Here is a 24,883-nt window from a genome sequence, read left to right as displayed (position 1 = left end):
CTCCTTAAGGCAACAGACCTTTGACGTCGATCGGTTTGGCTTCATTTTCGGCTTCGCCCTTGGCTTTGCCGTCAATCGCCATACCGGCCATCCGGTAGAAGTTATATTCCGGATATTTACCCGGCCCCGAGATCAACAGATCTTCTTTTTCGTACACCAGATCCTGGCGCTTGAACTCACCCATTTCGAAATCCGGCGTCAGCTGGATTGCGGTGGTCGGGCAAGCTTCTTCGCACAGGCCGCAGAAAATGCAGCGCGAGAAGTTGATGCGGAAGAACTCCGGATACCAACGGCCGTCTTTCTGTTCTGCTTTTTGCAGCGAGATACAGCCAACCGGGCAGGCAACCGCACACAGGTTACAGGCCACGCAACGCTCTTCGCCGTCCGGATCGCGCGTCAGCACGATGCGGCCACGGTAGCGCGGCGGCAGGTAAACAGGTTCTTCCGGATACATCTGGGTTTCGCGCTTGGCGAAGGCGTGCAGGCCTATCATCCAAATGCTGCGCACCTGGGTGCCGAAACCAACCAATAACTCTTTCAATGTCATGGTTTATTCACCCCTTATTGAGCGTTGTACAAAATGACGGCGGCGGTCGCCAGCATGTTCAGCAGCGTCAGCGGCAGGCACACTTTCCAGCCGAAAGACATCACTTGGTCATAGCGCGGACGTGGCAGAGCAGCACGAATCAGAATGAACATCATCATGAAGAAAGCCGTTTTCAGCGCGAACCAGATGAATGGCGGCAGGAACGGACCCTGCCAGCCGCCGAAGAACAACGTCACAATCAGGGCGGAAACGGTGACGATACCGATGTATTCACCCACGAAGAACAGACCGAACTTCATGCCGGAATATTCAATGTGGTAGCCGTCAGCCAGTTCCTGCTCGGCTTCCGGTTGGTCAAACGGGTGACGGTGACACACCGCAACCCCGGCAATCGCAAAGGTAATAAAACCAAAGAATTGCGGAATGACGTTCCAGACGTGAGCCTGCGATTCAACGATGGCCTGCATGTTGAACGAATCAGCCTGCATCACAACGCCCATCAGCGACAGGCCGAGAAACACTTCGTAGCTCAGGGTTTGCGCAGAAGCACGCATCGCCCCCAACAGCGAGTATTTGTTGTTGCTCGACCAGCCGGCGAACAGCACGGCGTAAACCGCCAGGCCGGCCATCATCAGGAAGAACAGAATACCGATGTTGAGGTCGGACACCGCCCAGGTCGGGCTGACCGGGACGATGGCAAATGCCAGCAACAGGGAAGTAAAGGCGATCATCGGCGCCAGGGTGAAGATCACCCGGTCGGAGAATTTCGGTACCCAGTCTTCCTTGAAGAACATTTTGATCATGTCGGCGACCAGCTGCAACGAGCCGCCCCAGCCGACACGGTTCGGTCCATAACGGTTCTGGAACAGGCCGAGCAGACGGCGTTCGCCGAAGCTCATGAATGCCCCACAGCTCACTACGACCAGCAGGATCACTACCGCTTTAAGAATGGAGATCAGAATGTCGATCACCTCAGGGGTAAACCAGCTCATCGTGTTGCCTCCCGCAGATTTTCAACCGTTGCGCCCACCAGCACCGGTGGGATCCCTGGCAAGCCAAGCGGCAAACCAACCTGGCCCTGGGTCAGAGTTTCACTCAGACGCACCGGCAGACGAAGCTGCTGGCCCGCACAGCTGAACTCCACCAGCGCACCGGCATTGACGCCAAGCGCAGCGGCATCGGCCGGGTTCACCATCACATAAGCTTCTGGCATACGCTGCTGGATCACACCGGAACGCTGTGACATTTCATCACTGCCGAACAGGTGGTAATACGGCGCGACACGCCAGCCTTCCGCATGATTAAAGGCGGCAGGCACGTGGGTGAAGTAGCCCAGGTTACCCTCCCCTGCTTCGATCAGGCGGATACCCGGATCGCCATGACGCAGCTTGCCACCCACTTCGGCCTGGAACTTGTTCCATGCCTGCGGTGAGTTCCAGCCTGGCGCCCAGGCGAACGGGATCTGCTGACGATCGGCCAGCGGGCTGTTGTTCCCTTCCATCGAGAAGGAGAACATGGTGTCTTTATCCTGCGGCTGACGCGGTTCATGCACGCTGATGTTGGCACGCATGGCGGTACGGCCACTGGAGCGGTGCGGAGAACGGGCCAGCTTCTGGCCGCGAATGCGGAAACTTGCATCCGGCGCAGCCTCCACAATGCCCTGCAACTGCGGCAGCGCCGCGACGCAGGCTGCGATCACGTCGTCAAGCTGCGTCCAGTCCACGTGGCGGCTGGTGTAGGTGGAGTGCAGCGAGTGCATCCAGCGCCAGCTTTCCAGCATCACGGTGTAAACGTCTTTCTTCGCATCGTCGTAGTAAGCCGGATCGTAAACCTGGAAGAAGCGCTGCGCGCGACCTTCCTGGTTGACCAGCGTACCGTCGCTTTCAGCGAAGCTGGCCGCTGACAGGATAAGGTTGGCCTTATCCATGATCGCGGTGCGCTGGTGATCGGCCACGATCAGGTTGTTGACCTTCGCCAGTGCCGCGTCCACTTTCGCCGCCGGTGCATGACGGTAAAGATCGTTTTCCATCACGATGGCAGTGTCGGCTTCGCCGCTTTCCAGCTTCGCCAAGGCTTCATCGAGCGAACCGCCGCCGATCATCGACAGACCGACGCTGTTGGCGGCGCTGGCGACGAAGGTAATGCCAACGTCAGAACCGCGATCCTTCAGCGCCTTGGCGATGTTGGCCGCCGCTTCGATGATGGCTTCGCTGCCGGCGTTGCTGCCGGTAACGATCAGCGGTTTGCGCGCATCGGTCAGTGCCTGCACGATGATGTCGACTTTCTTGTTCAGGTCGGCAGCCAAATCGCTGACCGCCGGCGCTGCGTTGTCCAGCGCATGGGCAATGGCAAAACCAAAGCGAGCCTGATCGTCCACCGGCGCGCGGTAGTTCCACGCCGCGATGTCGTCCAGACGGGTGTTATCCACGTTGGTGACGAACAGCGGGTGTTTGGCGCGTTGGCCGATGTTTTGTATTGCCGCAATCTGCCAGTCGGCAACGCGCTGTGCCGCAGCCATAGCACGTGCCTTGCCCTTCACGGCCTGGCGAACCGACAGCGCGATGCGTGCGCCGGTCTGGGTCAAATCTTCACCCAGAACCAGAACGGCATCGTAGTCTTCGATTTCGCGCAACGCCGGGGTGTAAACGCCGCTGTTTTGCAGCACGTTCAGCATCAGGTTCAGGCGTGCCTGCTCAGACTGGGCAATACCGGTGTAGAAATTCTCGGCGCCAACCAGTTCACGCAGCGCAAAGTTGCTTTCCAGGCTGGCGCGTGGCGAGCCGATACCGATGGTTTTCTTTGCCTGACGCAGAATGTCCGCCGCGCCCTGCATCGCCTGTTCGGCGTTCAGGGTGATCCAGTCATTGCCGCGCAGTTGCTGCGGTTGACGAGGACGATCTTTCTGGTTCACATAGCCATAGCCAAAGCGGCCGCGGTCACACAGGAAATAGTGGTTCACGCTGCCGTTGTAGCGGTTTTCGATACGACGCAGTTCGCCATAGCGCTCGCCCGGGCTGGTGTTACAACCGATGCTGCACTGCTGACAGATGCTTGGCGCAAACTGCATATCCCACTTACGGTTATACCGCTCGGAGTGAGTTTTGTCGGTGAACACGCCGGTCGGACACACTTCCACCAGGTTACCGGAGAACTCGCTTTCCAGCGTGCCGCTTTCCGTACGCCCGAAGTAGACGTTGTCGTGCGCACCGTACACGCCGAAATCGGTGCCATCCGCGTAATCTTTGTAGTAGCGCACGCAACGGTAACAGGCGATACAGCGGTTCATCTCATGCGAGATAAACGGCCCCAGCTCCTGATTGTTGTGGGTACGCTTACTGAACCGGTATTTACGGAAGCTGTGGCCGGTCATTACTGTCATATCCTGCAGGTGACAGTTACCGCCTTCTTCACATACCGGACAGTCGTGCGGGTGGTTGGTCATCAACCACTCGACCACGCTTTCGCGGAACTGTTTGGCTTCGGAATCGTCGATGGAAATAAAGGTTCCATCCGATGCCGGTGTCATACAAGACATCACCAAACGGCCACGCGTATCTTCCGCGTTTTGGTATTGCTTTACCGCACATTGGCGGCAAGCGCCGACGCTTCCCAGCGCCGGATGCCAGCAAAAGTAAGGAATATCGAGCCCGAGGGAGAGACAAGCCTGCAGCAGGTTGTCAGCGCCATCTACGTCGTATTCTTTGCCGTCTACATGAATCGTAGCCATAGTCAGCATGCTTCCAAGTGGCCTGCCTTGCGGCAGGCGTTAATCAAAAATTCTGGCCGTGTTGTCGGAACGAGCCGGCTTACCAGCGTTGCTTCAGCAGATTGTTCGGCTGGATGCCGCCAATCGCATGCGCGTTGCTGAAGTGCTTAACGGCTATGCCCGCTTCAAACTCTTCACGGAAATATTTAATCGCGCTTTGCAGTGGCTCTACGGCACCTGGCGCATGAGCGCAGAAGGTTTTACCTGGGCCAAGGGAACGACACAGCTGCTCGAGGGTTTCGATATCCCCCGGCTGCCCTTCGCCATTCTCCAGCGCGCGCAGGATCTTCACGCTCCACGGCAGGCCATCGCGGCATGGCGTGCACCAACCGCAAGACTCGCGTGCGAAGAACTCTTCCAGGTTACGCACCAGCGGAACCATGCCGATTTCGTGATCCACCGCCATCGCCAGCGCGGTGCCGAGACGGCTGCCGGCTTTGCCGATGCTCTCGAAATCCATCGGCAGATCGAGGTGATCGGCGGTCAAAAAGTCGGTGCCCGCGCCGCCTGGCTGCCAGGCTTTGAAGCGCAGACCGTCACGCATGCCGCCGGCGTAATCTTCCAGAATTTCACGTGCGGTGATGCCAAACGGCAGTTCCCAAACGCCTGGGTTTTTCACCCGGCCCGAGAACCCCATCAGTTTGGTGCCGGCATCCTTGCTTTTGCCACCGTTGATCCCCTGATACCACTCAATGCCGTTCGCCAGGATTGCCGGAACGTTGCACAGGGTTTCTACGTTGTTTACGCAGGTTGGCTTGCCCCAGACGCCGGAGGAAGCCGGGAAAGGCGGTTTGGAACGCGGGTTGGCACGACGGCCTTCCAGCGAGTTGATAAGAGCGGTTTCTTCGCCGCAGATATAGCGGCCGGCGCCGGTATGGACGATCAGTTCGAAATCGAAGCCGCTGCCCATGATGTTTTTGCCAAGCAGGCCCGCTTCAGTCGCTTCAGCGATGGCACGACGCAGATGCACCGCCGCCTCGATATATTCGCCACGCAGGAAGATGTAGCCGCGATAGGCTTTCAGCGCGAACGCGGAAATCAACATGCCTTCCACCAGCAGGTGCGGCAGTTGCTCCATCAGCAAGCGGTCTTTATAGGTGCCCGGCTCCATTTCGTCGGCGTTACACAGCAGGTAACGGATGTTCATGGATTCGTCTTTCGGCATCAGGCTCCACTTCAAACCGGTGGAGAAACCTGCGCCGCCACGGCCTTTCAGCCCGGCGTCTTTCACCAGGTTGACGATCTCGTCCGGGGCCAGGCCCTTGATGGCTTTCTCAGCGCCTGCATAACCGTTTTTGCTGCGGTATTCATCCAGCCAGACCGGCTGTTTGTCATCGCGCAGCCGCCAGGTCAGCGGGTGCATTTCGGGAGTGCGTACAATGTCTTTAATCATTGATACTGCTCCAGTAGCTTCTCGATATCTTCAGGCTTCAGCTGACTGTGAGTATCCTCATCAATCATCATGGTTGGCCCTTTATCGCAGTTGCCCAGGCAACAGGTCGGCAGCAGAGTGAAGCGACCATCAAAGGTGGTTTGACCCGGTTTGATGCTCAGTTTTTTCTCGATGGCGGCCTGAATGCCCTGGTACCCGGTGATGTGGCAGACAACGCTGTCACAATAACGGATCACGTGACGCCCTACCGGCTGACGGAAAATCTGGCTGTAGAACGTGGCCACGCCTTCTACGTCGCTGGCAGGAATGCCCAGCACTTCCGCGATGGCGTAAATCGCACCGTCCGGAACCCAACCGCGCTGCTTCTGCACAATTTTCAGTGCTTCGATGGAGGCGGCGCGTGGATCCTCGTAATGGTGCTTTTCGTGCTCGATCGCATCACGTTCTTCCGCGCTCAGTACAAATGCATCAGCGCCGCTCTGGGGAGCGGCTGCATTGATTGGCTCAAGCGCATCGTTGACTGCGTGATTGTCTTTTTGAGAGTGCATAGTTAGCGGTCCACATCTGACATTACAAAATCGATACTGCCCAGATAGACGATCAGGTCGGAGACCAGGCTGCCACGGATTACCGCAGGGATTTGCTGCAGGTGAGCAAAACTTGGCGTACGTACCCGGGTGCGGTAGCTCATGGTGCTGCCGTCGCTGGTCAGGTAGTAGCTGTTGATCCCTTTAGTGGCTTCAATCATCTGGAATGATTCGTTGGCTGGCATCACCGGGCCCCAGGAAACCTGCAGGAAGTGGGTGATCAGCGTTTCAATATGCTGCAGCGTGCGCTCTTTCGGCGGCGGCGTGGTCAGCGGGTGATCGGCCTTGAACGGGCCTTCCGGCATGTTGTTCAGGCACTGTTCGAGGATGCGCAGACTCTGGCGCAGCTCTTCCACCTTCAACATTACGCGGGTGTAGCAGTCGCTGTTGCCGTCGCCGACCGGGATTTCGAAGTCGAAATTCTCATAGCCGGAATACGGGCGCCATTTGCGCACGTCGAACTCGATGCCGGTGGCTCGCAGGCCGGCGCCGGTCACGCCCCATTCCAGCGCTTCTTTGGCATTGTAGGACGCAACGCCGACAGAACGGCCCTTCAGGATGCTGTTCTTCAACGCGGCCTTGACGTAAGAATCCAGACGTTTCGGCATCCACTCGAGGAACTCACGCAGCAAGCGATCCCAACCGCGCGGCAGATCATGCGCGACGCCGCCGATGCGGAACCAGGCCGGGTGCATACGGAAACCGGTGATCGCTTCAACCAGATCGTAGATTTTCTGACGGTCGGTAAAAGCGAAGAACACCGGGGTCATTGCGCCGACGTCCTGAATGAAGGTACTGATGTACAACAGGTGGCTGTTGATGCGGAACAGTTCAGACAGCATTACGCGGATGGTGTCAACGCGATCCGGCACCTTGATCCCGGCCAGTTTCTCAACTGCCAGCACGTAAGGCATTTCGTTTACGCAGCCACCGAGGTATTCGATGCGGTCGGTGTACGGAATGTAGCTGTGCCAGGACTGGCGTTCGCCCATTTTCTCGGCACCGCGGTGGTGATAACCGATATCCGGCACGCAGTCGACGATCTCTTCGCCGTCCAGCTGCAGAATAATACGGAACGCACCGTGCGCAGACGGGTGGTTCGGACCGAGGTTGAGGAACATGAAGTCCTCGTTTTCGGTGCCGCGCTTCATGCCCCACTCTTCCGGTTTGAAAGTCAGCGACTCCATTTCCAGATCTTCTTTCTGTTTGGTCAACACAAAGGGATCGAACTCGGTGGCGCGTGCCGGGTAATCTTTACGCAGTGGGTGGCCTTCCCAGGTCTGCGGCATCATGATGCGCGTCAGGTGCGGGTGGCCGTCGAAGGTAATACCGAACATTTCCCAGGTTTCACGCTCATACCAGTTGGCATTCGGGAATACCTTGGTCGCCGTGGGCACGTGCAGGTCTTTTTCAGACAGCGCCACTTTCAGCATGATGTCGCGGTTACGTTCGATGGAAATCAGATGGTAGAAAACAGAAAAATCCGCGGCAGGCAAACCGTCGCGGTGGGTGCGAAGACGTTCGTCTACGCCATGCAGATCGAACAGCATGACATAAGGCTTCGGCTGTTTTCTCAGGAACGTCATTACTTCCAGTAACTGGTCAGGTTTAACCCATACCACGGGCATTCCGGTACGGGTGGGCTGAACAGTAAAGGCTTCCGGCCCAAAGCGGTTGCGCAGTTCGCCAATCACCGGATCGTCTTGGTGATCCCTGGTTTGCCATGATGGCAGGGCGTCGTGCGTCGTTGAATCTGTCATAATTTTTTTTCACCACACTAAAGGGTTATTTCGCCGCAAGTTCACTTTTCGCTGTGTTAACCAATAGCGCACTAAGATGGACGTTAAATGAACGTCTTAAATCTCGTCAGGCGTCCGAAGGTTGGTCACCGCGATACGCTCGCCGTGTTTACGCTCTCTTTCAGACTGCATATTGGCGCGGTACACGCCCTGATCGCCGACAACCCATGACAACGGACGACGTTCCTTACCGATGGATTCCTGCAACAGCATCAGCGCTTGCATGTAGGCTTCCGGGCGCGGTGGGCAGCCAGGAATGTACACGTCGACAGGCAGGAACTTGTCCACGCCCTGCACGACGGAATAGATATCGTACATGCCGCCGGAGTTGGCGCAGGCGCCCATCGAAATAACCCATTTTGGCTCCAGCATCTGTTCGTACAGGCGCTGAATAACCGGGGCCATCTTGGTGAAGCAAGTACCGGCCACGACCATCAGGTCAGCCTGGCGTGGCGATGCACGCAATACTTCAGCACCGAAACGCGCCACGTCGTGAACGGCGGTAAACGACGTCACCATCTCCACGTAACAGCACGAAAGGCCGAAGTTATATGGCCAAATAGAGTTCTTACGCCCCCAGTTCACCATGTCATGCAGCGCATGCTCGAGTTTACCCATGTAAACCGTGCGGTGAACCTGTTGGTCCAGGGGATCGGCGACGATCTCCTGTTTTTGCAGGGGGTAACGGTCATTCTCACCGTTCGGGTCTATGCGGGTGAGCGTATAGTCCATCTTAATGCCTCGTTTTTAACCACAAATGACTACTGCGGATGACGGTTGGTGTTAGTGATTGTGCCTGGTTTACTGAGACGTTTGGAACGCGACGGCGTCCAATCCAATGCGCCGATACGCACCAGATAAACCAAACCGGCCAATAGCACCAAAATGAAAATGGCGGCTTCGATAAAGCCCACCCAACCACTCTCGCGAACGGAGACCGACCAGGCATACAGGTACAAGGCTTCAACATCGAAAATGACGAAGAACATGGCGACCAGGTAGAACTTGGCGGACAGACGCATGCGCGCCGTACCGACCGAGTCGATCCCGGATTCAAACGGGGTGTGTTTGGCGCGCGCGCGGGCTCTCCCGCCCAGGAAAAACGCACCCAGCAGCATAAGGCCGCAAAGCCCGATAGCCATGACAAGAAATACGGCGAACGCCCAGTGATGAGCGATAACTTCAGTGGTTGTTGACATACTCTATGCTTACTCATCAAAAGTGGCGTCGATCGCACTGCTCTTGTAACTGGCAGTTAGTGCACCACATCGATTTAAGGGAAGGATAAATTAACCACACAAACAAACTGCTTTTACAGAGAGTTAGGCAGCGTTTTACTGTGGGCTTTTTACTCCTTTCTATAACCTTTTGTCAACTTTGACAAAAGTATCTACACATTAGTTTACATACCCATCATTTAATTAACATTTGATGCGACTGGCTTAGGCTAAATCGTGTCAGTCAATTGCCGTGTAGAAACAGATAGATATAAACCAACATGCTTATTTCAGTTTTACTATACCATTGTCTCAGGAATCTCCTGTTCTTCCACTCACTACCTAGGGGTATTTTTTTGATCCAGGACACGTTTTCAGCATAATTCCTCAAAAAAAGTGTGGGCCTTTAACAAATTTTGTCAAATTCAGACGTAAAAACACCTGCAATAAATTACCAAAATAACCATATTAATTCCAGGCCTTTACGCGCATTCCCCCAAGTTCAAAAAACAAGCAAAACCATTTATTCACCATCTGATAACGGTTCTCATTACCATGAATAGTTAAACAAATAACCATTTCGCCTAACAAATCCACGCTAACCGTCATAAAGTCAATTTTGTCGAAATTACGGCCAAAAAAAACCTCCACCGAAGCAGAGGTTTTAACGTGCAGCTTAACGCGCCGGGAGGTTATTCCTCGTCGTCGACCAGGCAAGTATCATCCTGCTGGGATGAACTCGCTCCATTGAAGCTGTAACTGTCGTTGCCGTTTTGTACGGCGCTGAAAATCGCCATCGCCAGTTCGTTGCCGCACTGCGTGTCCTTGCACAGGGCATATTGGGTATCTGGCAATGGTGGCAAGCCTTCTACCGCACCCAGCACCCGCAAATCAGGACTCATCATCTCGATCGGCCGGACTGTGATCCCCAAACCGGCCTTGCAGGCGGCACGAACGGCTGAAAGCGTCGAGGCCACATAAGCGATGCGCCATGGGATCCCGGCATCATCCAGGTGTTTGATCGCCATCGAGCGGAACGGGCTGGGTTCGTCCATCACCACCAATGGGATCGGCTCACCGGCCTGATAACGGTAATCCGCAGAGCAATACCACAGGGTCGGCGAAGTGCGCAGCACAATGTGCGGATGCCCCTCGGTTTCCACCGTCGTAATCGCCAGATCGACTTCGCCGTTTTCCAGCATATCGAGCATAAACGGGCTGCGTTTCACCCGCACATCAATCGCCAGTTTAGGATAAACCGACGTGACGCGGTTAAGCAGGAAAGGCAGGATGGTATCGGCCGTATCATCAGAAGCGCCGATAGTCAAAACACCTTTTATATTGTTGTACATCAGAGAGGTACAGGCTTCATCGTTGAAGCGCAGGATTTTCCTGGCGTAGCCGAGAAGCTGAATACCGTGTTCGGTCAATAATTTGTTGCGCCCATGACGGGCAAACAACTCTTTGTCAACCAGTTGCTCTAACCGCTGCATTTGTTGACTGACGGCTGATTGGGTACGACAAACGGCTACTGCCGCCGCCGCAAAGGTGTTCAAATCAGCAACAGCTACAAAGGTTCTAAGCAGATCGAGGTCGAGATTAAGTATCGGACGATTTGCAGTTGTCATAGTGTTTTCTTCACTTTTTGAATTCTAATTTACAAACTACCCTGGTGTGTTTCTAAGACATCGTTTAAAGGGACGATGCCTGACATGACAGTACCCCACTCATTAGTGGAGGGCAAAAAAATTACTTATATTTCGTTACCTCTATCGCCTTTTAAAATGCGATCTATCGCGGATGCTTATAGAACGCTGTGCTTTATTACTAGTGAAAGTGTTTAATTTTTACCAAACCAAAGATTTTACTCATTCACAATGCTGGATTGCCACACCAATCGTGCTGCGTGATTTCCGCGATCTGACAGGCTTTAGCTCCCCTATCCTCGAGAAGAAGTAAGTTATTTACTGCGTTGCGCAGGTTCATCTCTTAATGATTTTAATAAATTCAATTAGTAACATTTCCCACGTGAATAATACGGGAACAATCAGTTAAATTTTACTTAAGAAAGAGACTGAAATATTACTAATGTAATATCTCCATATTACTCAGTTTGGGTTGCCGATTGACAACCCGCTATCAGACTACTCCGGTATTATCATTTCTTTACAGTTTATCCGGGTAATCCTTCCCTCTGGCTTATCAGTGCGCAAGAATCTGCAGCCCCAGCGTTCTGAACAAGGTCAATAATGTTAACATCACGCCATCATAACAGGATAAAAAACCACAAAACCATTTTTATTGGATATTAAAAACCAAATAAATACTTTACCCTTGCTTATCAGCGCTGAAATTGGCCTTTGGACCACTCGTTTGCACCAAAGGCGTGCATAACCCTTCAAAAGCGCCAGCGCCAGGAGTACATTGAGCGGGTTGCGGTGTTCCACGGTAGGAACGCCCCCATTCCAGCAAAAGGCCCAACTTTCTATGTCCCCCATTGAGAAATCCCATAAACTGGACAACGTCTGTTATGACATTCGCGGCCCGGTGCTCAAAGAAGCTAAACGTCTTGAAGAAGAAGGCAATAAAGTCCTCAAACTGAACATCGGCAACCCTGCCCCGTTTGGTTTCGACGCCCCTGATGAAATCCTGGTCGATGTGATCCGCAATCTGCCGACGGCGCAAGGCTATTCCGATTCCAAAGGGCTCTTCTCGGCGCGTAAAGCGATCATGCAGCACTACCAGGCGCGTAACATCCGTGACGTGACCGTTGAGGATATCTACATCGGCAATGGGGTTTCTGAGCTGATCGTGCAATCCATGCAGGCGCTGCTGAACAGCGGTGACGAAATGCTGGTGCCGGCACCGGATTACCCGCTGTGGACTGCCGCTGTGTCACTGTCCGGCGGCAAGGCCGTGCATTACCTGTGCGATGAGCAGGCGGGCTGGTTCCCGGATCTGGACGACATTATCAGCAAAATCACGCCACGCACCCGCGGCATTGTGATCATTAACCCGAACAATCCGACCGGCGCGGTATACAGCAAAGAACTGCTGGAGCAGATTGTCGAGATCGCACGCCAGCACAACCTGATCATCTTCTCGGATGAGATTTACGACAAGATTCTGTATGACGAAGCCGAACACCATTCTATCGCCGCGCTGGCACCGGATCTGCTGACCGTCACCTTCAACGGGCTGTCCAAAACCTACCGCGTTGCGGGCTTCCGTCAGGGCTGGATGGTCCTGAACGGGCCGAAGAAACATGCCAAAGGCTATATCGAAGGGCTGGAGATGCTGGCGTCCATGCGCCTGTGCGCCAACGTGCCGATGCAACACGCGATCCAAACTGCGCTGGGTGGCTACCAGAGCATCAGCGAGTTTATTCAACCCGGCGGCCGCCTGTATGAACAGCGTAACCGTACCTGGGAACTGCTGAATGACATTCCAGGCGTTTCCTGCGTGAAGCCTCAGGGCGCGCTGTATATGTTCCCGCGCATCGATGCCAAACGCTTTAACATTCATGATGACCAGAAAATGGTGCTGGATCTGCTGCTGCAGGAAAAAGTGCTGCTGGTGCAAGGCAGCGCATTCAACTGGCCGTATCCCGACCACGTGCGTATCGTTACCCTGCCGCGCGTCGATGAACTGGAAATGGCCGTGGGCAAACTGGGCCGCTTCCTGGAAAGTTATCGTCAGTAATCTCAACGGGCGCAGCCGGTTGCTGCGCCCCTTCCCTGCACGCCCCGGTTGCATAACCCGTCGTCACTGCTCACAATGGAACCCTCACTTGCCGTTGTAGAAGAGAGCACCATGAGCCAGAGCCATTTCTTTGCCCACCTGTCCCGCTTGAAACTGATCAACCGCTGGCCGCTGATGCGCAACGTACGTACCGAGAACGTTTCCGAACACAGCCTGCAAGTGGCGTTTGTCGCCCATGCGTTGGCGGTGATCAAAAACCGAAAATTCAATGGCAACCTGAGCGCCGAGCGCGTCGCCCTGCTGGCGATGTACCACGATGCCAGCGAAGTGATTACCGGCGATATGCCAACGCCGATCAAGTACTACAATCCGCAGATCGCCCACGAGTATAAGAAAATCGAAAAAATCGCCCAGCAGAAGCTGCTGGATATGATCCCGGCGGAATTACGTAACGATTTCCGGTCGATTCTCGATGAGCATTACTACACCGAAGACGAAAAACTGGTGGTGAAACAGGCCGATGCGCTGTGCGCCTACCTGAAATGCCTGGAGGAGCTGTCTGCCGGCAACAACGAATTCAAGCTGGCGAAAGCCCGGCTTGAAAAGACCCTGCAACAGCGCAGCAGCCCGGAAATGGATTATTTCATGAATGTGTTTATCCCCAGCTTCAGCCTGTCGCTGGATGAAATCAGCCTGGACTCTTCCCTGTAACTGCCCTGGCGCAGCCCGCTGCGCCGTTAAAATGCATACAGCCACGGCACAATAATCACGCTGACCAACATGACCAGCAGCGTGAACGGCACGCCGATCCGCACAAAATCACCGAACTTATAGTTCCCCGGCCCCAGTACCAGCGTGTTCACCGGCGAAGAGACCGGCGTCATAAAGGCGGCCGAGGCGGCAATGGCGATAATCATGGCGAACGGGTATGGCGAAACGCCCATCTCGCGCGCAGCGGCAATGGCGATCGGCGCCATCAGCACGGCGGTGGCGGTGTTGGAGATAAACAGACCTATCGCGGCGCACAGCGCAAACAGGCACACCAGCATCACGCGCGGCCCGGCACCGCCGGCAACGTCCATCAATCCACGCACGATCAAGTCCACCCCACCGGTTTTCTGCAGCGCTTGGGCGAACGGCATCATGCCGACAATCAAAATGATGCTCGGCCAGTGAATCGACTTATAGGCGCTTTCCATGTCGATGCAACGGAATTTTCCCATCAGCAAGCAGGCGATCAGCGCGGCGATCGGATTGGGGATTTCATCGGTCAGCATCATCGCCACCATCAGCGCCAGGCAAAACAGCGCGTGCGGTGCCTGGGTGATGGCCGGGGCGACCTCGTCCACCTCTGCCGGCAAATTGAGGACAATAAAATCATGGGTTTTTGCCTGCAGTTGGCGGATTGCCTTCCAGTCGCCAATCACCAGCAGGATATCGCCCAACGTCAGCGATTCATCCACCAGTTTGCCCGACAGGGTTTCGCCATGGCGGCGAATACCGACCACGTTCAAATCATAGCGACTGCGGAACGTCGATTCGCGCAGGCTTTTACCCAGTAGCGTCGAATCCGGAATCAACGATACCTCCGCCATGCCGACGTTACGCGCCTGTTCGGAGAAATAGTCGCCGCGCAGCACCATCGGCTCCAGTTGCTGCTCGCTGCAAAACTCGCGCAAGTCGATCTGACTGTCCGACATGTCGATCAACAGTACGTCGCCTTCTCGCAGTTCGGTACTGCCGAATGCGCTGACCATCACCCGCCGGAAGCGCTTCCAGCGTTCGATCCCCACCACATTGGCCCCGTAGCGGGCGCGCAGATGCAATTCATCCAGCGAGCGGCCCACTAGAGGCGATCCGCTGCGGATCGCCAACCGGCGCGCCCTGCCGGTCAGTTCGTAGTCGCGGATCAGATCGCGGAAGGTGCGGCGTTGCCAAGTCTCCCGGCTTTTATCCCCGTCGTTATTGCCCAGCCAGCGCCGCGCCACCAGCATGTATCCCACGCCCAGCACCAACACCACCAGCCCAACCGGCGTCACGCCAAAGAAACCGAAGCCGCCGATACCTTCACGCACCAGTTCGCTGTTCACCACCATGTTCGGCGGTGTTGCCACCAGCGTCATCATCCCGCTGATCAGGCCGGCAAAACTCAGTGGCATCATCAACCTGCCCGGCGCGATTTTCATCCGTGCCGCCACGCTGAGCACCACCGGGATAAAGATCGCCACTACGCCGGTCGAGCTCATAAACGCCCCCAACCCGGCTACGGTGATCATCAACAACATCAGCATTTTGGTTTCACTGCTGCCGGCGACTTTCACCAGCCAGTCGCCCACCTGATAGGCCACGCCGGTACGCACCAGCCCTTCGCCAATCACAAACAACGCGGCAATCAGGATCACGTTGGGATCGCTGAAACCCACCGTCGCTTCCTGCAGGGTCAGCGTACCGCTCAACACAAAAGCGATGATCACCAGCAGCGCCACCACGTCCATCCGCAGCTTGTTGGTGGTAAACAGCACGATGGCAATCAACAGTAAACTCAGCACCCACAGTAATTCGCTGTTCAAAACGGCCTCATCCGGCAGACATAGTCAAGGTCTTAAAAATTAGCATAAAAAAACCCCGCCGATGCGGGGTCTAATCAATTTGGGTGAAGATAAGGCCCGTCAGGCAACCCGATCGATTGCGGCGCCCTGCTCTGTCTTCCTCACCGCGATTTGCTCCAGGGATGACAGCAGCAGATCGACCTGATCCAACTTGGGCGCATCGGCCGGGGCGTTCACCGCGATCACCTGGCAGCCTGCCGCCAACCCGGAAAGGATCCCGGCAGCCGCATCTTCAACCACCACGCAATCCTGCGGTGCCAGCCCCAGTCGCTCGGCGCCCAACAGATAGGCGTCCGGCTGAGGCTTGCCATGTTTTACCTGCTCGGCGGTGATAAACACCTCCGGCTGCGGCAAGCCGCCGGCGTTACGGCGGGCAGTGGCGACCGGAATAGAGCCGGAGGTGACGATCGCCCACGGAATGTCGAGCGCATTCAACCGCGCCAGCAAGGCCGCGGCCCCCGGCAGTGCGGTGACGCCGTCGGTATCCTGCGCCTCTACCTGTTCCAGCAGCAGAAACTCCTGCTGAATGGCGGCCTCACTTTCACCGGGCATAAAGTGGCGCAACGAGGTAATGGCCTGTTTACCGTGAATAAAATCCAGTACGTCCTGTGGATTAATGCCACGGCGTTTGGCCCAGTTAACCCAGGCACGTTCCACCGCCGGCAGAGAATCAACCAACGTCCCATCAAGATCGAACAGAAAACCCTTACACTCCACAGGAAACCTCTTTTAATCAGGCATTGATAATTTGCGCAATCTCAACGGCGCTCAGGTGGTACTGACGCGGGCATGACAGCCAGATTGCCAGCATACGCTGGTATTTTTCCCACATCTTGGTTTGGGCGTTAAAGCCGTGGCTGCCGGAATCGAAATGAGTATAGCGCCCCTCGGTGGTAACAAGGAAACGTACATAGCTAAGATAGCGCGCTTCAGTGGCGGCATCAAAGCCGAGAAAAGCCAGGCGACGCGCCTCGATACCCTGTTTGTCTTTCAGATTATCCCAGGAGACCTGCAAGGCGTGGTGCATCTCCATCACGTTGATGATAGTGCGGCACACCTCTTCGCTCATTTCGCCGAAATCGCGATCCAGCTCGCGCATCTGCAAACCAAAACCACGCTCGATGATCGTCTGCAAACGGCGGTAACGTTCAGTGTTGTCCGGGTCGAGCAGAGTCATCATCTTGTACTGGTTCGACAGGATCAGTCGTTGGGCATGGGTCATTTCCATCATAATTTCCTCGGTAAATTGCTTATGACGAAAGCATCGCACAGCGCAATATCGCAGGAAATCACAACTCGACCGTTCTTTGATTTAAACCGGGGTTATTGGCGTTATCACGAAAAAGGCCGCTATCGCTGCGGCCCTTTAACGTTTAAAGATCGTCCAGGAAGGTTTTATCCAACTGCTTGAAGGCACGTTTCAGCAGATCCGCCAGCGTTTGATAGGTCGGGGTCCCTTCCACCGGCGCTACCGCCTGACCGGCCTCCGTCAGCCTGTTGCGCACTTCATGGAACCACTGCAGCAGCGTTGGCGGCAACGGCGTGACCGAACGACGCCCCAACCACCACAGGCCCTGCATCGGCATGCTGCAGGCGAACAACGCGGTGGCGATCGCCGGGCCGAGCTGGCCGCCCAGCGCAATCTGCCAGGTCAGGGTAAACACCGCCAGCGGCGGCATAAAACGGACGGCAAAACGGGTGGCGCTCGCAACGCGATTCTCCGGAAAGACCGGAGCCAGACGTTTGTCTGACGGCCAGGTTTTCATATAATGCTGCCCGCGCTGGAAGACCTGAAACCAGCTTACGGAACCAGACGGTTTGCTCGTCATCGCGTACCTCAACGTCACGTAGTAAAAATGGGGGTACTGCAAACACAATACTAAAAAATTTGAAGCTTTAAATTTATTTTGTGTTTGCTGCAGGCTATCGGTATCCTAGGCCGGCCTTTTGGCCGGTAGAAGATGACAATAATTCTGTCAACTTTTAGCCCTATAAAAATGAAGATTACTTAAACCGCAGAGAAATCATCGGTTTTTTCATCATCATGTGATTTGTGCACTTCACATGATGTTAATCATAAATGTCAACGGCATTATGCGCTACGCTTGTTGTCTGATTGACGATTAATTCACCACGTGTTTTGGTTTTCCTTTAACAACACGAACTATTTAAGTAGGTACTTCCATGTCGAGTAAGCTAGTACTGGTCCTTAACTGCGGCAGTTCTTCCCTGAAATTCGCTATCATCGATGCTGTCAACGGTGAAGAACACCTCTCCGGCCTGGCCGAATGTTTCCACCTGCCTGAGGCTCGCCTCAAGTGGAAGATGGACGGCGCCAAACACGAAGCGGCCTTGGGTGCCGGCGCTGCGCACAGCGAAGCACTGAACTACATTGTTAATACTATTCTGGCACAAAAACCGGAGCTTTCTGCACAGCTGACCGCTATCGGTCACCGCATTGTGCACGGCGGCGAGAAGTTTACCGCGTCTGCCGTGATCAACGATGAAGTCTTGCAGGGTATCAAAGATTCGGTGCCATTTGCACCACTGCATAACCCAGCGCACCTGATCGGTATTGCTGAAGCACTGAAATCCTTCCCTAACCTGGCGGATAAAAACGTTGCCGTGTTTGACACCGCATTCCACCAGACCATGCCGGAAGAATCTTTCCTGTACGCCCTGCCGTACAGCCTGTATCGCGATCACGGCGTTCGCCGCTATGGCGCGCACGGCACCAGCCACTTCTACGTGACCCAAGAAGCCGCGAAGATGCTGAACAAGCCGGTTGAAGAAGTGAACGTGATCACCTGCCACTTGGGTAACGGCGGTTCCGTTACCGCAGTGCGCAACGGGAAGTGCGTTGACACTTCCATGGGCCTGACTCCGTTGGAAGGCCTGGTGATGGGTACCCGCAGCGGTGACATCGATCCGGCGATCATCTTCCACCTGCACGACTCCCTGGGCATGAGCGTTGATCAAATCAACAAAATGCTGACCAAAGAATCCGGTCTGCTGGGCCTGACCGAAGTCACCAGCGACTGCCGTTATGTTGAAGACAACTACACAAGCAAAGCCGACGCCAAGCGTGCAATGGATGTGTTCTGCCACCGTCTGGCCAAATACATCGGCGCTTACAGCGCACTGATGGAAGGCCGTCTGGACGCAGTGATCTTCACCGGCGGCATCGGCGAAAACGCCGGCATGGTGCGTGAGCTGACCCTGGACAAACTGGGCCTGCTGGGCTTTGAGATTGACCACGAGCGCAATATGGCCGCCCGTTTCGGTAAATCCGGCACCATCACCAAAGACGGCAGCCGCCTGGCACTGGTTATCCCGACCAACGAAGAGTTGGTCATCGCGCAAGACGCATCCCGTCTGACCGCGTAACGCTCTCCGACACCGTCAGCCAAGGCTGGCGGTGCTGTTTTAGCCTCATGTTAATCGTGAAGAGGACTATTCTGTGTCACGTACAATTATGTTGATCCCCACTGGCACCAGCGTCGGTCTGACCAGCGTCAGCCTGGGTGTCATCCGCTCCATGGAGCAGAAAGGCGTTCGTCTGAGCGTGTTCAAACCTATCGCCCAGCCACGCACCGGCGGCGACTCTCTCGACCAGACCACCACCATCATCCGCAGCAACTCCACCATTCCGGCGGCCGAACCGCTGCGCATGAGCTACGTTGAGGGCTTGCTGAGCTCCAACCAGCAGGATGTGCTGATGGAAGAGATCGTAGCGCGCTACCATGAGAACACCAAAGACGCGGAAGTGGTGCTGATCGAAGGCCTGGTGCCGACCCGTAAACACCAGTTCGCCAACGCGCTGAACTATGAAATCGCCAAAACCCTGAATGCGGAAATCGTCTTCGTCCTGGCGCTGGGCAACGATTCCCCGGCACAGCTGAAAGAACGCATTGAGCTGGCACGCAGCAGCTTCGGCGGCAGCAAAAACAAAAACATCACCGGCGTCATCATCAACAAATTGAATGCTCCGGTTGACGAGCAGGGCCGCACTCGCCCTGACCTGTCCGAGATCTTCGACGACTCCACCAAAGCCAGCGTGACTAACGTTGATCCTGCTCAGCTGTTTGCCAACAGCCCGCTGCCGGTACTGGGCTGCGTGCCGTGGAGCTTCGATCTGATCGCCACTCGCGCCATCGACATGGCTCGCCACCTGAAGGCTACCGTGATCAACGAAGGCGATATCATGACTCGCCGCGTGAAGTCCGTAACCTTCTGTGCGCGCAGCATTCCGCACATGCTGGAACACTTCCGTCCGGGCTCCCTGCTGGTCACCTCGGCAGACCGTCCTGACGTGCTGGTTTCCGCCTGTCTGGCGGCGATGAACGGCGTGGAAATCGGCGCCATTCTGTTGACCGGCGGCTACGCCATCGATGCGCCAATCAAAAAGCTGTGTGAACGCGCCTTCCAGACCGGCCTGCCGGTATTTATGGTCGACACCAACACCTGGCAGACTTCGCTCAGCCTGCAAAGCTTCAACCTCGAAGTGCCGGCGGACGATCATCAGCGCATCGAGAAAGTGCAGAACTACGTGGCCAGCCACATTAACGCAGAGTGGATCGAGTCGCTGACCGCCACCTCCGAGCGTTCACGTCGTCTGTCTCCACCGGCGTTCCGTTACGAGCTGACCGAACTGGCGCGTAAAGCCGGCAAACGCATCGTACTGCCGGAAGGCGACGAGCCACGCACCGTGAAAGCGGCGGCCATCTGTGCCGAACGCGGTATCGCGGAATGCGTCTTGCTGGGCAACCCGGACGAGATCCAGCGCGTAGCTGCGGCTCAGGGCGTTGAGCTGGGCAAAGGCATCGAAATCGTTGATCCGGTCGCCGTGCGCGAGCAATACGTGCCGCGTCTGGTTGAGCTGCGTAAAAGCAAAGGCATGACCGAAGTGGTTGCGCGCGAGCAGTTGGAAGATAACGTGGTTCTCGGCACTCTGATGCTGGAGAAAGGCGAAGTCGACGGTCTGGTTTCCGGCGCGGTTCACACCACCGCCAACACCATCCGCCCACCGCTGCAGCTGATCAAAACCGCTCCGGGCAGCTCGCTGGTGTCCTCCGTGTTCTTCATGCTGCTGCCTGACCAGGTTCTGGTCTACGGCGACTGCGCGATCAACCCGGACCCAACCGCCGAGCAGTTGTCTGAAATCGCGATTCAGTCTGCAGACTCCGCCGCCGCCTTCGGTATCGAGCCGCGCGTGGCGATGATCTCCTACTCTACCGGCAACTCCGGTGCGGGCAGCGACGTCGAGAAAGTGCGCGAGGCAACACGCCTGGCACAGGAAAAACGTCCTGATCTGATCATCGATGGCCCGTTGCAGTACGACGCCGCTATCATGGCCGACGTCGCGAAATCCAAAGCGCCGAACTCGCCGGTTGCAGGCCAGGCTACCGTGTTCATCTTCCCGGATCTGAACACCGGTAACACCACTTATAAAGCGGTACAGCGTTCTGCTGACCTGGTATCCATCGGGCCAATGCTGCAAGGCATGCGCAAGCCGGTGAATGACCTGTCACGCGGCGCACTGGTCGACGATATCGTTTACACCGTGGCATTGACCGCCATTCAGTCTGCACAGGCTGATGCGGCCGCCAAAGCCTGATAACCCCAGCGTTATCCGATAAAAAAAGCCGGTCATATGACCGGCTTTTTCATGTTGACGACCTGGCGACTCTCAGGCGTTTTCGTCGGTGTCGCGTAGCGGTTTACCGTAAGCCTGCTCGTTGTTGCGCGTCAGCCACAGCGACAGCGCCTTCAGCGAATCCGGTGTGAACTCGTCGCAGCGGGCGGTGATCTCTTCCGGCGTCAGCCAGCTCACCTCAACCACTTCCTCTTCCTGCAAGGCAAAAGGCCCGTGGGAAACGCAGCTAAACAGTGCGCCCCATACCCGGCACTGTTCTTCTTCAAAATAGAACAGGCCATGTTCGGCGAAAGGCACGCCGGCAATACCCAATTCCTCTTCCGCCTCGCGGCGTGCGGAATCCAGCACGTTCTCGCCGCTTTGTACCACCCCGCCCGCGGTGGCATCCAGCCAGCCCGGATAGAAGTCTTTAATGTCGGTGCGACGCTGCACCAGAATTTTACCCATTCCATCATGCACCACAATATAGGTAGCACGATGACGCAGCCGTTGAGCACGCATTTGTTGGCGACTTGATTGAGCAATCACTTCGTTTTGCTCGTTGACGATATCAACCCACTCGGTATCTGCAGCCTGACCCTGTTCCGCCATCCTCTAAAACCTTCTATTTTGGCGCGTTGCATCCCGCGCGCTGGTTAATCAATGAGTGTTTTTCAAAGATTTTTATTGTGTGTGTATAAATTAGTGCGTTAATGCCACCTCTGCAACAGCCTTGCCGCCGTGCAGGGTAACCACACTTAAAATGCCCTCCTCCAGTATGCCATAACTGGCGGGAAAGCCCCCCTTCGGAATGCTGACCGACCCTGGATTAAAGCAGTAAATCTCTCCCTGCCGTTCCGCCTGCGGTACATGACTGTGGCCATAGACCAGGACATCGCCGGAAGATAACGGCGGCAGTGCCGAGGGATGATAAAGGTGACCGTGGGTTAAAAACAATCGTCTTTTTTGCAACAACACCTGCTGCCAGGATGCGGTGATGGGAAACGTCAGCAACATTTGATCAACTTCACTGTCACAATTGCCGCGAACGGCGATGATCTTGTCGCTATAGCGATTCAATTGTTCGGCAACCTGAACGGGCTGATAACCTGCCGGCAGTGCATTTCGCGGCCCATGATTCAGCAAATCGCCCAGAAGAATCAGCCAGTCGGCCCCGCTTTGTTCAAATCGATCCAGGACGCTTTCAGTGGCGGGGAGCGAACCGTGTATATCGGAGGCGAATATCAGCTTCATAACCATTCCTTTAGCATGGATATATGCGCTATTTTAGCGCAGTGGCCCAGGACGGCAAGGCTGACAAGAGGTCAAACCTCATTGGCCTGAAATTGTGATATCTCTTGCGGATATAGCATCAGACGAATCTCACATAGCCTGCTATTCTTAGCTGCTATTGTTGGTAACTCTATATCCCCGTTGCCTTTCAAGCTGCATGTTGGCAGCAACTTGAAATTCATCGGGTATAGTTGAATCTTTGATATACCTTTGTATGCGGCGAAGATCGCTGCAACGTGTAATGACTTACAGATCACTTTACCGCAGGAGGCACCATGATTGACCTGTATTACGCGCCTACTCCCAACGGTCACAAAATTACCCTGTTTCTGGAGGAGGTTGGCTTACCTTACCGTATCCACCGCGTAAACATCAGCGCCGGCGACCAGTTCAAGCCGGACTTTCTGAGCATTTCACCCAACAACAAAATCCCGGCGATTGTCGATCAGCAACCGGTTGACGGCGGTGCGCCTATCAGCCTGTTCGAATCCGGCGAAATCCTGCTGTATCTGGCGGAGAAAACCGGCAAGTTGCTGAGCAAAGGGCTGCGTGAGCGCGCCGCCACGCTACAGTGGCTGTTCTGGCAGGTAGCCGGCTTCGGGCCCATGCTCGGGCAGAACCATCATTTCAACCATTACGCGCCGCAACCGGTGCCTTACGCCATCGAACGTTACCATCTGGAAACCAAGCGCCTGTATGGCGTGCTGGAAGCCGAGCTGCAAAAGCACCCGTATCTGGGCGGCGACAACTACAGCATTGCCGATATCGCCACCTATCCCTGGGTGGTTTCGCATCCGCGCCAGCGCATTGATCTGGCGGATTATCCGGCAGTACGCAACTGGTTCGAACGCATCAGCAACCGCCCGGCGACCGGGCGCGCCTACAAGCTGGCCGAACAGGGTTAACCGCCCGACTCCCCGGCCTCCGGGGAGTTTTCTCCAGCTCGTTATCTTTTCCCTACTTTCCGTGTATTCTGAGCGCCAATAATCAGACCTGTGGAGACTCTCTGATGTCATTCAGTCAACCCGACGCCATTATTCGTATCAAAAATCTGCGGTTGCGTACTTTCATCGGTATCAAGGAAGAAGAAATCAACAACCGCCAGGACGTCCTGATTAACGTAGCAATCCACTACCCGGCGGATAAGGCGCGCAATAGCGAAAACATCGACGACGCGCTCAACTACCGCACCATCACCAAAGCGATCATCCGCCATGTTGAAGATAACCGCTTCGCTCTGCTGGAAAAATTAACTCAGGATGTGCTCGATATCGTGAAAGAACATGCCTGGGTAACCTATGCTGAAGTAGAGATCGATAAACTACTGGCCCTGCGTTATGCCGACTCGGTTTCCATGACCATGAGTTATCGCCGGGGCTGAAACAATAGCGTATCAGGGAGGTTGACCATGCGGATCCTGATCACCGGCGCCACAGGATTGATAGGGAGCAGCCTGACGCAGCGGCTGCTGAGTCTGTCTCACTCAATCACGGTACTGACCCGTGACGTACAACGTGCGCATGAACGGTTTGGCGAACAAGTCAGCTACTGGTCAACGTTGCAGGACCAAACGTCGCTGGATGGCTTTGACGCCGTGATCAACCTGGCCGGTGAGCCTATCGCCGATAAACGCTGGAGCAAGGCGCAGAAAGAGCGCCTGTGTCACAGCCGTTGGGATCTGACCGAACGGTTAGCGGCGTTGATTAACGCCGGCAGCTCGCCGCCCGGCGTGCTGATTTCCGGTTCCGCCGCCGGCTACTATGGCGATCAGGGCCAGGCGGTAGTCACCGAAGATGAAGCTCCGCATGACGAATTCACCCATCAGCTCTGCCAACGGTGGGAATCCCTGGCACTGCAAGCGCAAAGCGACGCGACCCGTGTCTGCCTGCTGCGCACCGGCGTGGTGCTGGCAAGCAAAGGCGGAGCGCTGGCGAAAATGCTGCCGCCGTTCCGTCTGGGGCTGGGCGGGCCGATAGGCAATGGCCGCCAATATCTGCCCTGGATACATCTCGACGACATGGTCAACGGCATTCTTTATTTGCTGGAACACGCCACCCTGCAGGGCCCCTTCAATATGGTCGCCCCCTACCCGGTGCATAACGAACAGTTCGCAGCCCAACTCGCCAACGTGCTCGATCGTCCGGCGTTTTTGCGCGTGCCGGCATTTGCCATGCGTTTACTGATGGGGGAAGCGGCGGTGCTGGTCTTGGGCGGCCAACGGGCGGTGCCGAGACGGTTGGAGGAGGCGGGGTTCAGTTTCCGCTTTCTGGAGCTGGAACAGGCGCTGGATGACGTTATCAATCAACGGATCGACGCCCGTTGAGGGGAATGCCGG

At 55.7% G+C, this 24,883-nt stretch carries 23 protein-coding genes; 7 read left to right on the top strand and 16 right to left on the bottom strand.

Annotated elements, in window-relative coordinates:
• Positions 1 to 4: 4 nt before the first annotated feature.
• The 10 genes from nuoI to ACUTSW_RS13320 form a co-directional block, all read right to left on the bottom strand.
• Positions 5 to 547, bottom strand: a complete 543-nt coding sequence (gene nuoI, locus ACUTSW_RS13365; RefSeq protein WP_004947256.1) for an NADH-quinone oxidoreductase subunit NuoI — start codon at positions 545 to 547, stop codon at positions 5 to 7.
• A gap of 14 nt (positions 548 to 561) precedes the next feature.
• A complete protein-coding gene (nuoH, locus tag ACUTSW_RS13360) occupies positions 562 to 1,539 on the bottom strand; it encodes an NADH-quinone oxidoreductase subunit NuoH (RefSeq protein ID WP_062792113.1) in 978 nt (325 codons plus the stop codon).
• Positions 1,536 to 4,274 carry an NADH-quinone oxidoreductase subunit NuoG gene (nuoG, locus tag ACUTSW_RS13355; RefSeq protein ID WP_445584616.1) on the bottom strand — a complete coding sequence of 913 codons (2,739 nt, stop codon included), beginning with the start codon at positions 4,272 to 4,274 and terminating at the stop codon, positions 1,536 to 1,538. The genes nuoH and nuoG overlap by 4 nt, the downstream gene beginning before the upstream one ends.
• A 79-nt stretch (positions 4,275 to 4,353) precedes the next feature.
• Entirely contained in the window at positions 4,354 to 5,706 is a 1,353-nt protein-coding gene (gene nuoF / locus ACUTSW_RS13350; protein ID WP_004947269.1) for an NADH-quinone oxidoreductase subunit NuoF, read from the bottom strand.
• Positions 5,703 to 6,254 (bottom strand): NADH-quinone oxidoreductase subunit NuoE, encoded by a 552-nt coding sequence (gene nuoE / locus ACUTSW_RS13345; protein ID WP_062868101.1) that lies wholly within the window; start codon positions 6,252 to 6,254, stop codon positions 5,703 to 5,705. Before nuoE ends, nuoF begins: the two co-directional genes overlap by 4 nt.
• Positions 6,255 to 6,256: 2 nt before the next feature.
• On the bottom strand, positions 6,257 to 8,053 hold the full coding sequence (nuoC, locus tag ACUTSW_RS13340; protein ID WP_004947275.1) for an NADH-quinone oxidoreductase subunit C/D: 1,797 nt from the start codon (positions 8,051 to 8,053) through the stop codon (positions 6,257 to 6,259).
• Positions 8,054 to 8,149: 96 nt separating this feature from the next.
• Complete coding sequence (locus tag ACUTSW_RS13335; protein WP_004947278.1) at positions 8,150 to 8,824, bottom strand: NuoB/complex I 20 kDa subunit family protein; 675 nt, start codon at positions 8,822 to 8,824, stop codon at positions 8,150 to 8,152.
• A gap of 29 nt (positions 8,825 to 8,853) precedes the next feature.
• A complete protein-coding gene (locus ACUTSW_RS13330) occupies positions 8,854 to 9,291 on the bottom strand; it encodes an NADH-quinone oxidoreductase subunit A (RefSeq protein WP_004947282.1) in 438 nt (145 codons plus the stop codon).
• A 710-nt stretch (positions 9,292 to 10,001) separates the two neighbouring features.
• Positions 10,002 to 10,937 (bottom strand): transcriptional regulator LrhA, encoded by a 936-nt coding sequence (gene lrhA / locus ACUTSW_RS13325; RefSeq protein WP_004947284.1) that lies wholly within the window; start codon positions 10,935 to 10,937, stop codon positions 10,002 to 10,004.
• Between the two features lie 630 nt (positions 10,938 to 11,567).
• Positions 11,568 to 11,756: a hypothetical protein gene (locus ACUTSW_RS13320; protein ID WP_445584615.1), complete on the bottom strand. Its 189-nt coding sequence runs from the start codon at positions 11,754 to 11,756 to the stop codon at positions 11,568 to 11,570.
• 40 nt (positions 11,757 to 11,796) lie between these two features.
• Here ACUTSW_RS13320 and ACUTSW_RS13315 point away from each other — a divergent pair, with 40 nt between their 5' ends.
• Both ACUTSW_RS13315 and yfbR read left to right on the top strand, forming a co-directional pair.
• The gene (locus ACUTSW_RS13315) at positions 11,797 to 13,011 is read left to right on the top strand and encodes a pyridoxal phosphate-dependent aminotransferase (RefSeq protein ID WP_004947286.1); all 1,215 of its coding nucleotides are present in this window, start codon (positions 11,797 to 11,799) and stop codon (positions 13,009 to 13,011) included.
• 111 nt (positions 13,012 to 13,122) lie between these two features.
• On the top strand, positions 13,123 to 13,722 hold the full coding sequence (gene yfbR / locus ACUTSW_RS13310; RefSeq protein ID WP_006317020.1) for a 5'-deoxynucleotidase: 600 nt from the start codon (positions 13,123 to 13,125) through the stop codon (positions 13,720 to 13,722).
• Positions 13,723 to 13,748: 26 nt separating this feature from the next.
• On the opposite strand, the gene ACUTSW_RS13305 is transcribed toward yfbR, so the two are convergent.
• The 4 genes from ACUTSW_RS13305 to yfbV form a co-directional block, all read right to left on the bottom strand.
• Positions 13,749 to 15,581: an SLC13 family permease gene (locus ACUTSW_RS13305; RefSeq protein WP_445584614.1), complete on the bottom strand. Its 1,833-nt coding sequence runs from the start codon at positions 15,579 to 15,581 to the stop codon at positions 13,749 to 13,751.
• Between the two features lie 99 nt (positions 15,582 to 15,680).
• Positions 15,681 to 16,337 carry a sugar phosphatase gene (locus ACUTSW_RS13300; RefSeq protein WP_063196799.1) on the bottom strand — a complete coding sequence of 219 codons (657 nt, stop codon included), beginning with the start codon at positions 16,335 to 16,337 and terminating at the stop codon, positions 15,681 to 15,683.
• Positions 16,338 to 16,353: 16 nt separating this feature from the next.
• Positions 16,354 to 16,848, bottom strand: coding sequence for a YfbU family protein (locus ACUTSW_RS13295; RefSeq protein WP_197912942.1), 495 nt, complete (start codon positions 16,846 to 16,848; stop codon positions 16,354 to 16,356).
• A 145-nt stretch (positions 16,849 to 16,993) separates the two neighbouring features.
• The gene (yfbV, locus tag ACUTSW_RS13290; RefSeq protein WP_004947297.1) at positions 16,994 to 17,449 is read right to left on the bottom strand and encodes a terminus macrodomain insulation protein YfbV; all 456 of its coding nucleotides are present in this window, start codon (positions 17,447 to 17,449) and stop codon (positions 16,994 to 16,996) included.
• A gap of 355 nt (positions 17,450 to 17,804) precedes the next feature.
• On the opposite strand from yfbV, the gene ackA reads away from it, so the two are divergent.
• A complete protein-coding gene (gene ackA, locus ACUTSW_RS13285) occupies positions 17,805 to 19,007 on the top strand; it encodes an acetate kinase (protein WP_445584613.1) in 1,203 nt (400 codons plus the stop codon).
• A gap of 73 nt (positions 19,008 to 19,080) precedes the next feature.
• A complete protein-coding gene (gene pta / locus ACUTSW_RS13280) occupies positions 19,081 to 21,237 on the top strand; it encodes a phosphate acetyltransferase (protein ID WP_062868104.1) in 2,157 nt (718 codons plus the stop codon).
• A gap of 72 nt (positions 21,238 to 21,309) precedes the next feature.
• On the opposite strand, the gene yfcD is transcribed toward pta, so the two are convergent.
• Together yfcD and yfcE are read right to left on the bottom strand one after the other, a co-directional pair.
• Entirely contained in the window at positions 21,310 to 21,867 is a 558-nt protein-coding gene (gene yfcD, locus ACUTSW_RS13275) for an NUDIX hydrolase YfcD (protein WP_004947308.1), read from the bottom strand.
• Between the two features lie 90 nt (positions 21,868 to 21,957).
• The gene (gene yfcE, locus ACUTSW_RS13270) at positions 21,958 to 22,509 is read right to left on the bottom strand and encodes a phosphodiesterase (protein WP_004947311.1); all 552 of its coding nucleotides are present in this window, start codon (positions 22,507 to 22,509) and stop codon (positions 21,958 to 21,960) included.
• Positions 22,510 to 22,823: 314 nt separating this feature from the next.
• On the opposite strand from yfcE, the gene yfcG reads away from it, so the two are divergent.
• From yfcG to ACUTSW_RS13255, 3 genes are all read left to right on the top strand, one after another.
• Positions 22,824 to 23,453 (top strand): GSH-dependent disulfide bond oxidoreductase, encoded by a 630-nt coding sequence (yfcG, locus tag ACUTSW_RS13265; protein WP_004947314.1) that lies wholly within the window; start codon positions 22,824 to 22,826, stop codon positions 23,451 to 23,453.
• A 104-nt stretch (positions 23,454 to 23,557) separates the two neighbouring features.
• Complete coding sequence (gene folX / locus ACUTSW_RS13260) at positions 23,558 to 23,929, top strand: dihydroneopterin triphosphate 2'-epimerase (RefSeq protein WP_004947317.1); 372 nt, start codon at positions 23,558 to 23,560, stop codon at positions 23,927 to 23,929.
• Between the two features lie 27 nt (positions 23,930 to 23,956).
• Complete coding sequence (locus ACUTSW_RS13255; protein WP_004947320.1) at positions 23,957 to 24,871, top strand: TIGR01777 family oxidoreductase; 915 nt, start codon at positions 23,957 to 23,959, stop codon at positions 24,869 to 24,871.
• Positions 24,872 to 24,883 lie beyond the last annotated feature (12 nt).

Source organism: Serratia sp. TSA_198.1 (genome assembly GCF_052686505.1).
This window is presented reverse-complemented; position numbering and strand designations above follow the sequence as displayed.

What these genes read in the sequence shown, in the direction of transcription:
- yfbR (WP_006317020.1), top strand. Translation starts at nt 13,123, where the DNA reads ATGAGCCAGAGCCATTTCTTTGCCCACCTGTCCCGCTTGAAACTGATC.
- ACUTSW_RS13330 (WP_004947282.1), bottom strand. Translation starts at nt 9,291, where the DNA reads ATGTCAACAACCACTGAAGTTATCGCTCATCACTGGGCGTTCGCCGTA.
- ACUTSW_RS13255 (WP_004947320.1), top strand. Translation starts at nt 23,957, where the DNA reads ATGCGGATCCTGATCACCGGCGCCACAGGATTGATAGGGAGCAGCCTG.
- lrhA (WP_004947284.1), bottom strand. Translation starts at nt 10,937, where the DNA reads ATGACAACTGCAAATCGTCCGATACTTAATCTCGACCTCGATCTGCTT.
- nuoC (WP_004947275.1), bottom strand. Translation starts at nt 8,053, where the DNA reads ATGACAGATTCAACGACGCACGACGCCCTGCCATCATGGCAAACCAGG.
- yfcD (WP_004947308.1), bottom strand. Translation starts at nt 21,867, where the DNA reads ATGGCGGAACAGGGTCAGGCTGCAGATACCGAGTGGGTTGATATCGTC.
- nuoH (WP_062792113.1), bottom strand. Translation starts at nt 1,539, where the DNA reads ATGAGCTGGTTTACCCCTGAGGTGATCGACATTCTGATCTCCATTCTT.
- nuoI (WP_004947256.1), bottom strand. Translation starts at nt 547, where the DNA reads ATGACATTGAAAGAGTTATTGGTTGGTTTCGGCACCCAGGTGCGCAGC.
- nuoE (WP_062868101.1), bottom strand. Translation starts at nt 6,254, where the DNA reads ATGCACTCTCAAAAAGACAATCACGCAGTCAACGATGCGCTTGAGCCA.
- yfcE (WP_004947311.1), bottom strand. Translation starts at nt 22,509, where the DNA reads ATGAAGCTGATATTCGCCTCCGATATACACGGTTCGCTCCCCGCCACT.
- folX (WP_004947317.1), top strand. Translation starts at nt 23,558, where the DNA reads ATGTCATTCAGTCAACCCGACGCCATTATTCGTATCAAAAATCTGCGG.
- ACUTSW_RS13335 (WP_004947278.1), bottom strand. Translation starts at nt 8,824, where the DNA reads ATGGACTATACGCTCACCCGCATAGACCCGAACGGTGAGAATGACCGT.
- yfbV (WP_004947297.1), bottom strand. Translation starts at nt 17,449, where the DNA reads ATGACGAGCAAACCGTCTGGTTCCGTAAGCTGGTTTCAGGTCTTCCAG.
- ACUTSW_RS13315 (WP_004947286.1), top strand. Translation starts at nt 11,797, where the DNA reads ATGTCCCCCATTGAGAAATCCCATAAACTGGACAACGTCTGTTATGAC.
- ackA (WP_445584613.1), top strand. Translation starts at nt 17,805, where the DNA reads ATGTCGAGTAAGCTAGTACTGGTCCTTAACTGCGGCAGTTCTTCCCTG.
- yfcG (WP_004947314.1), top strand. Translation starts at nt 22,824, where the DNA reads ATGATTGACCTGTATTACGCGCCTACTCCCAACGGTCACAAAATTACC.
- nuoF (WP_004947269.1), bottom strand. Translation starts at nt 5,706, where the DNA reads ATGATTAAAGACATTGTACGCACTCCCGAAATGCACCCGCTGACCTGG.
- ACUTSW_RS13295 (WP_197912942.1), bottom strand. Translation starts at nt 16,848, where the DNA reads ATGGAAATGACCCATGCCCAACGACTGATCCTGTCGAACCAGTACAAG.
- nuoG (WP_445584616.1), bottom strand. Translation starts at nt 4,274, where the DNA reads ATGGCTACGATTCATGTAGACGGCAAAGAATACGACGTAGATGGCGCT.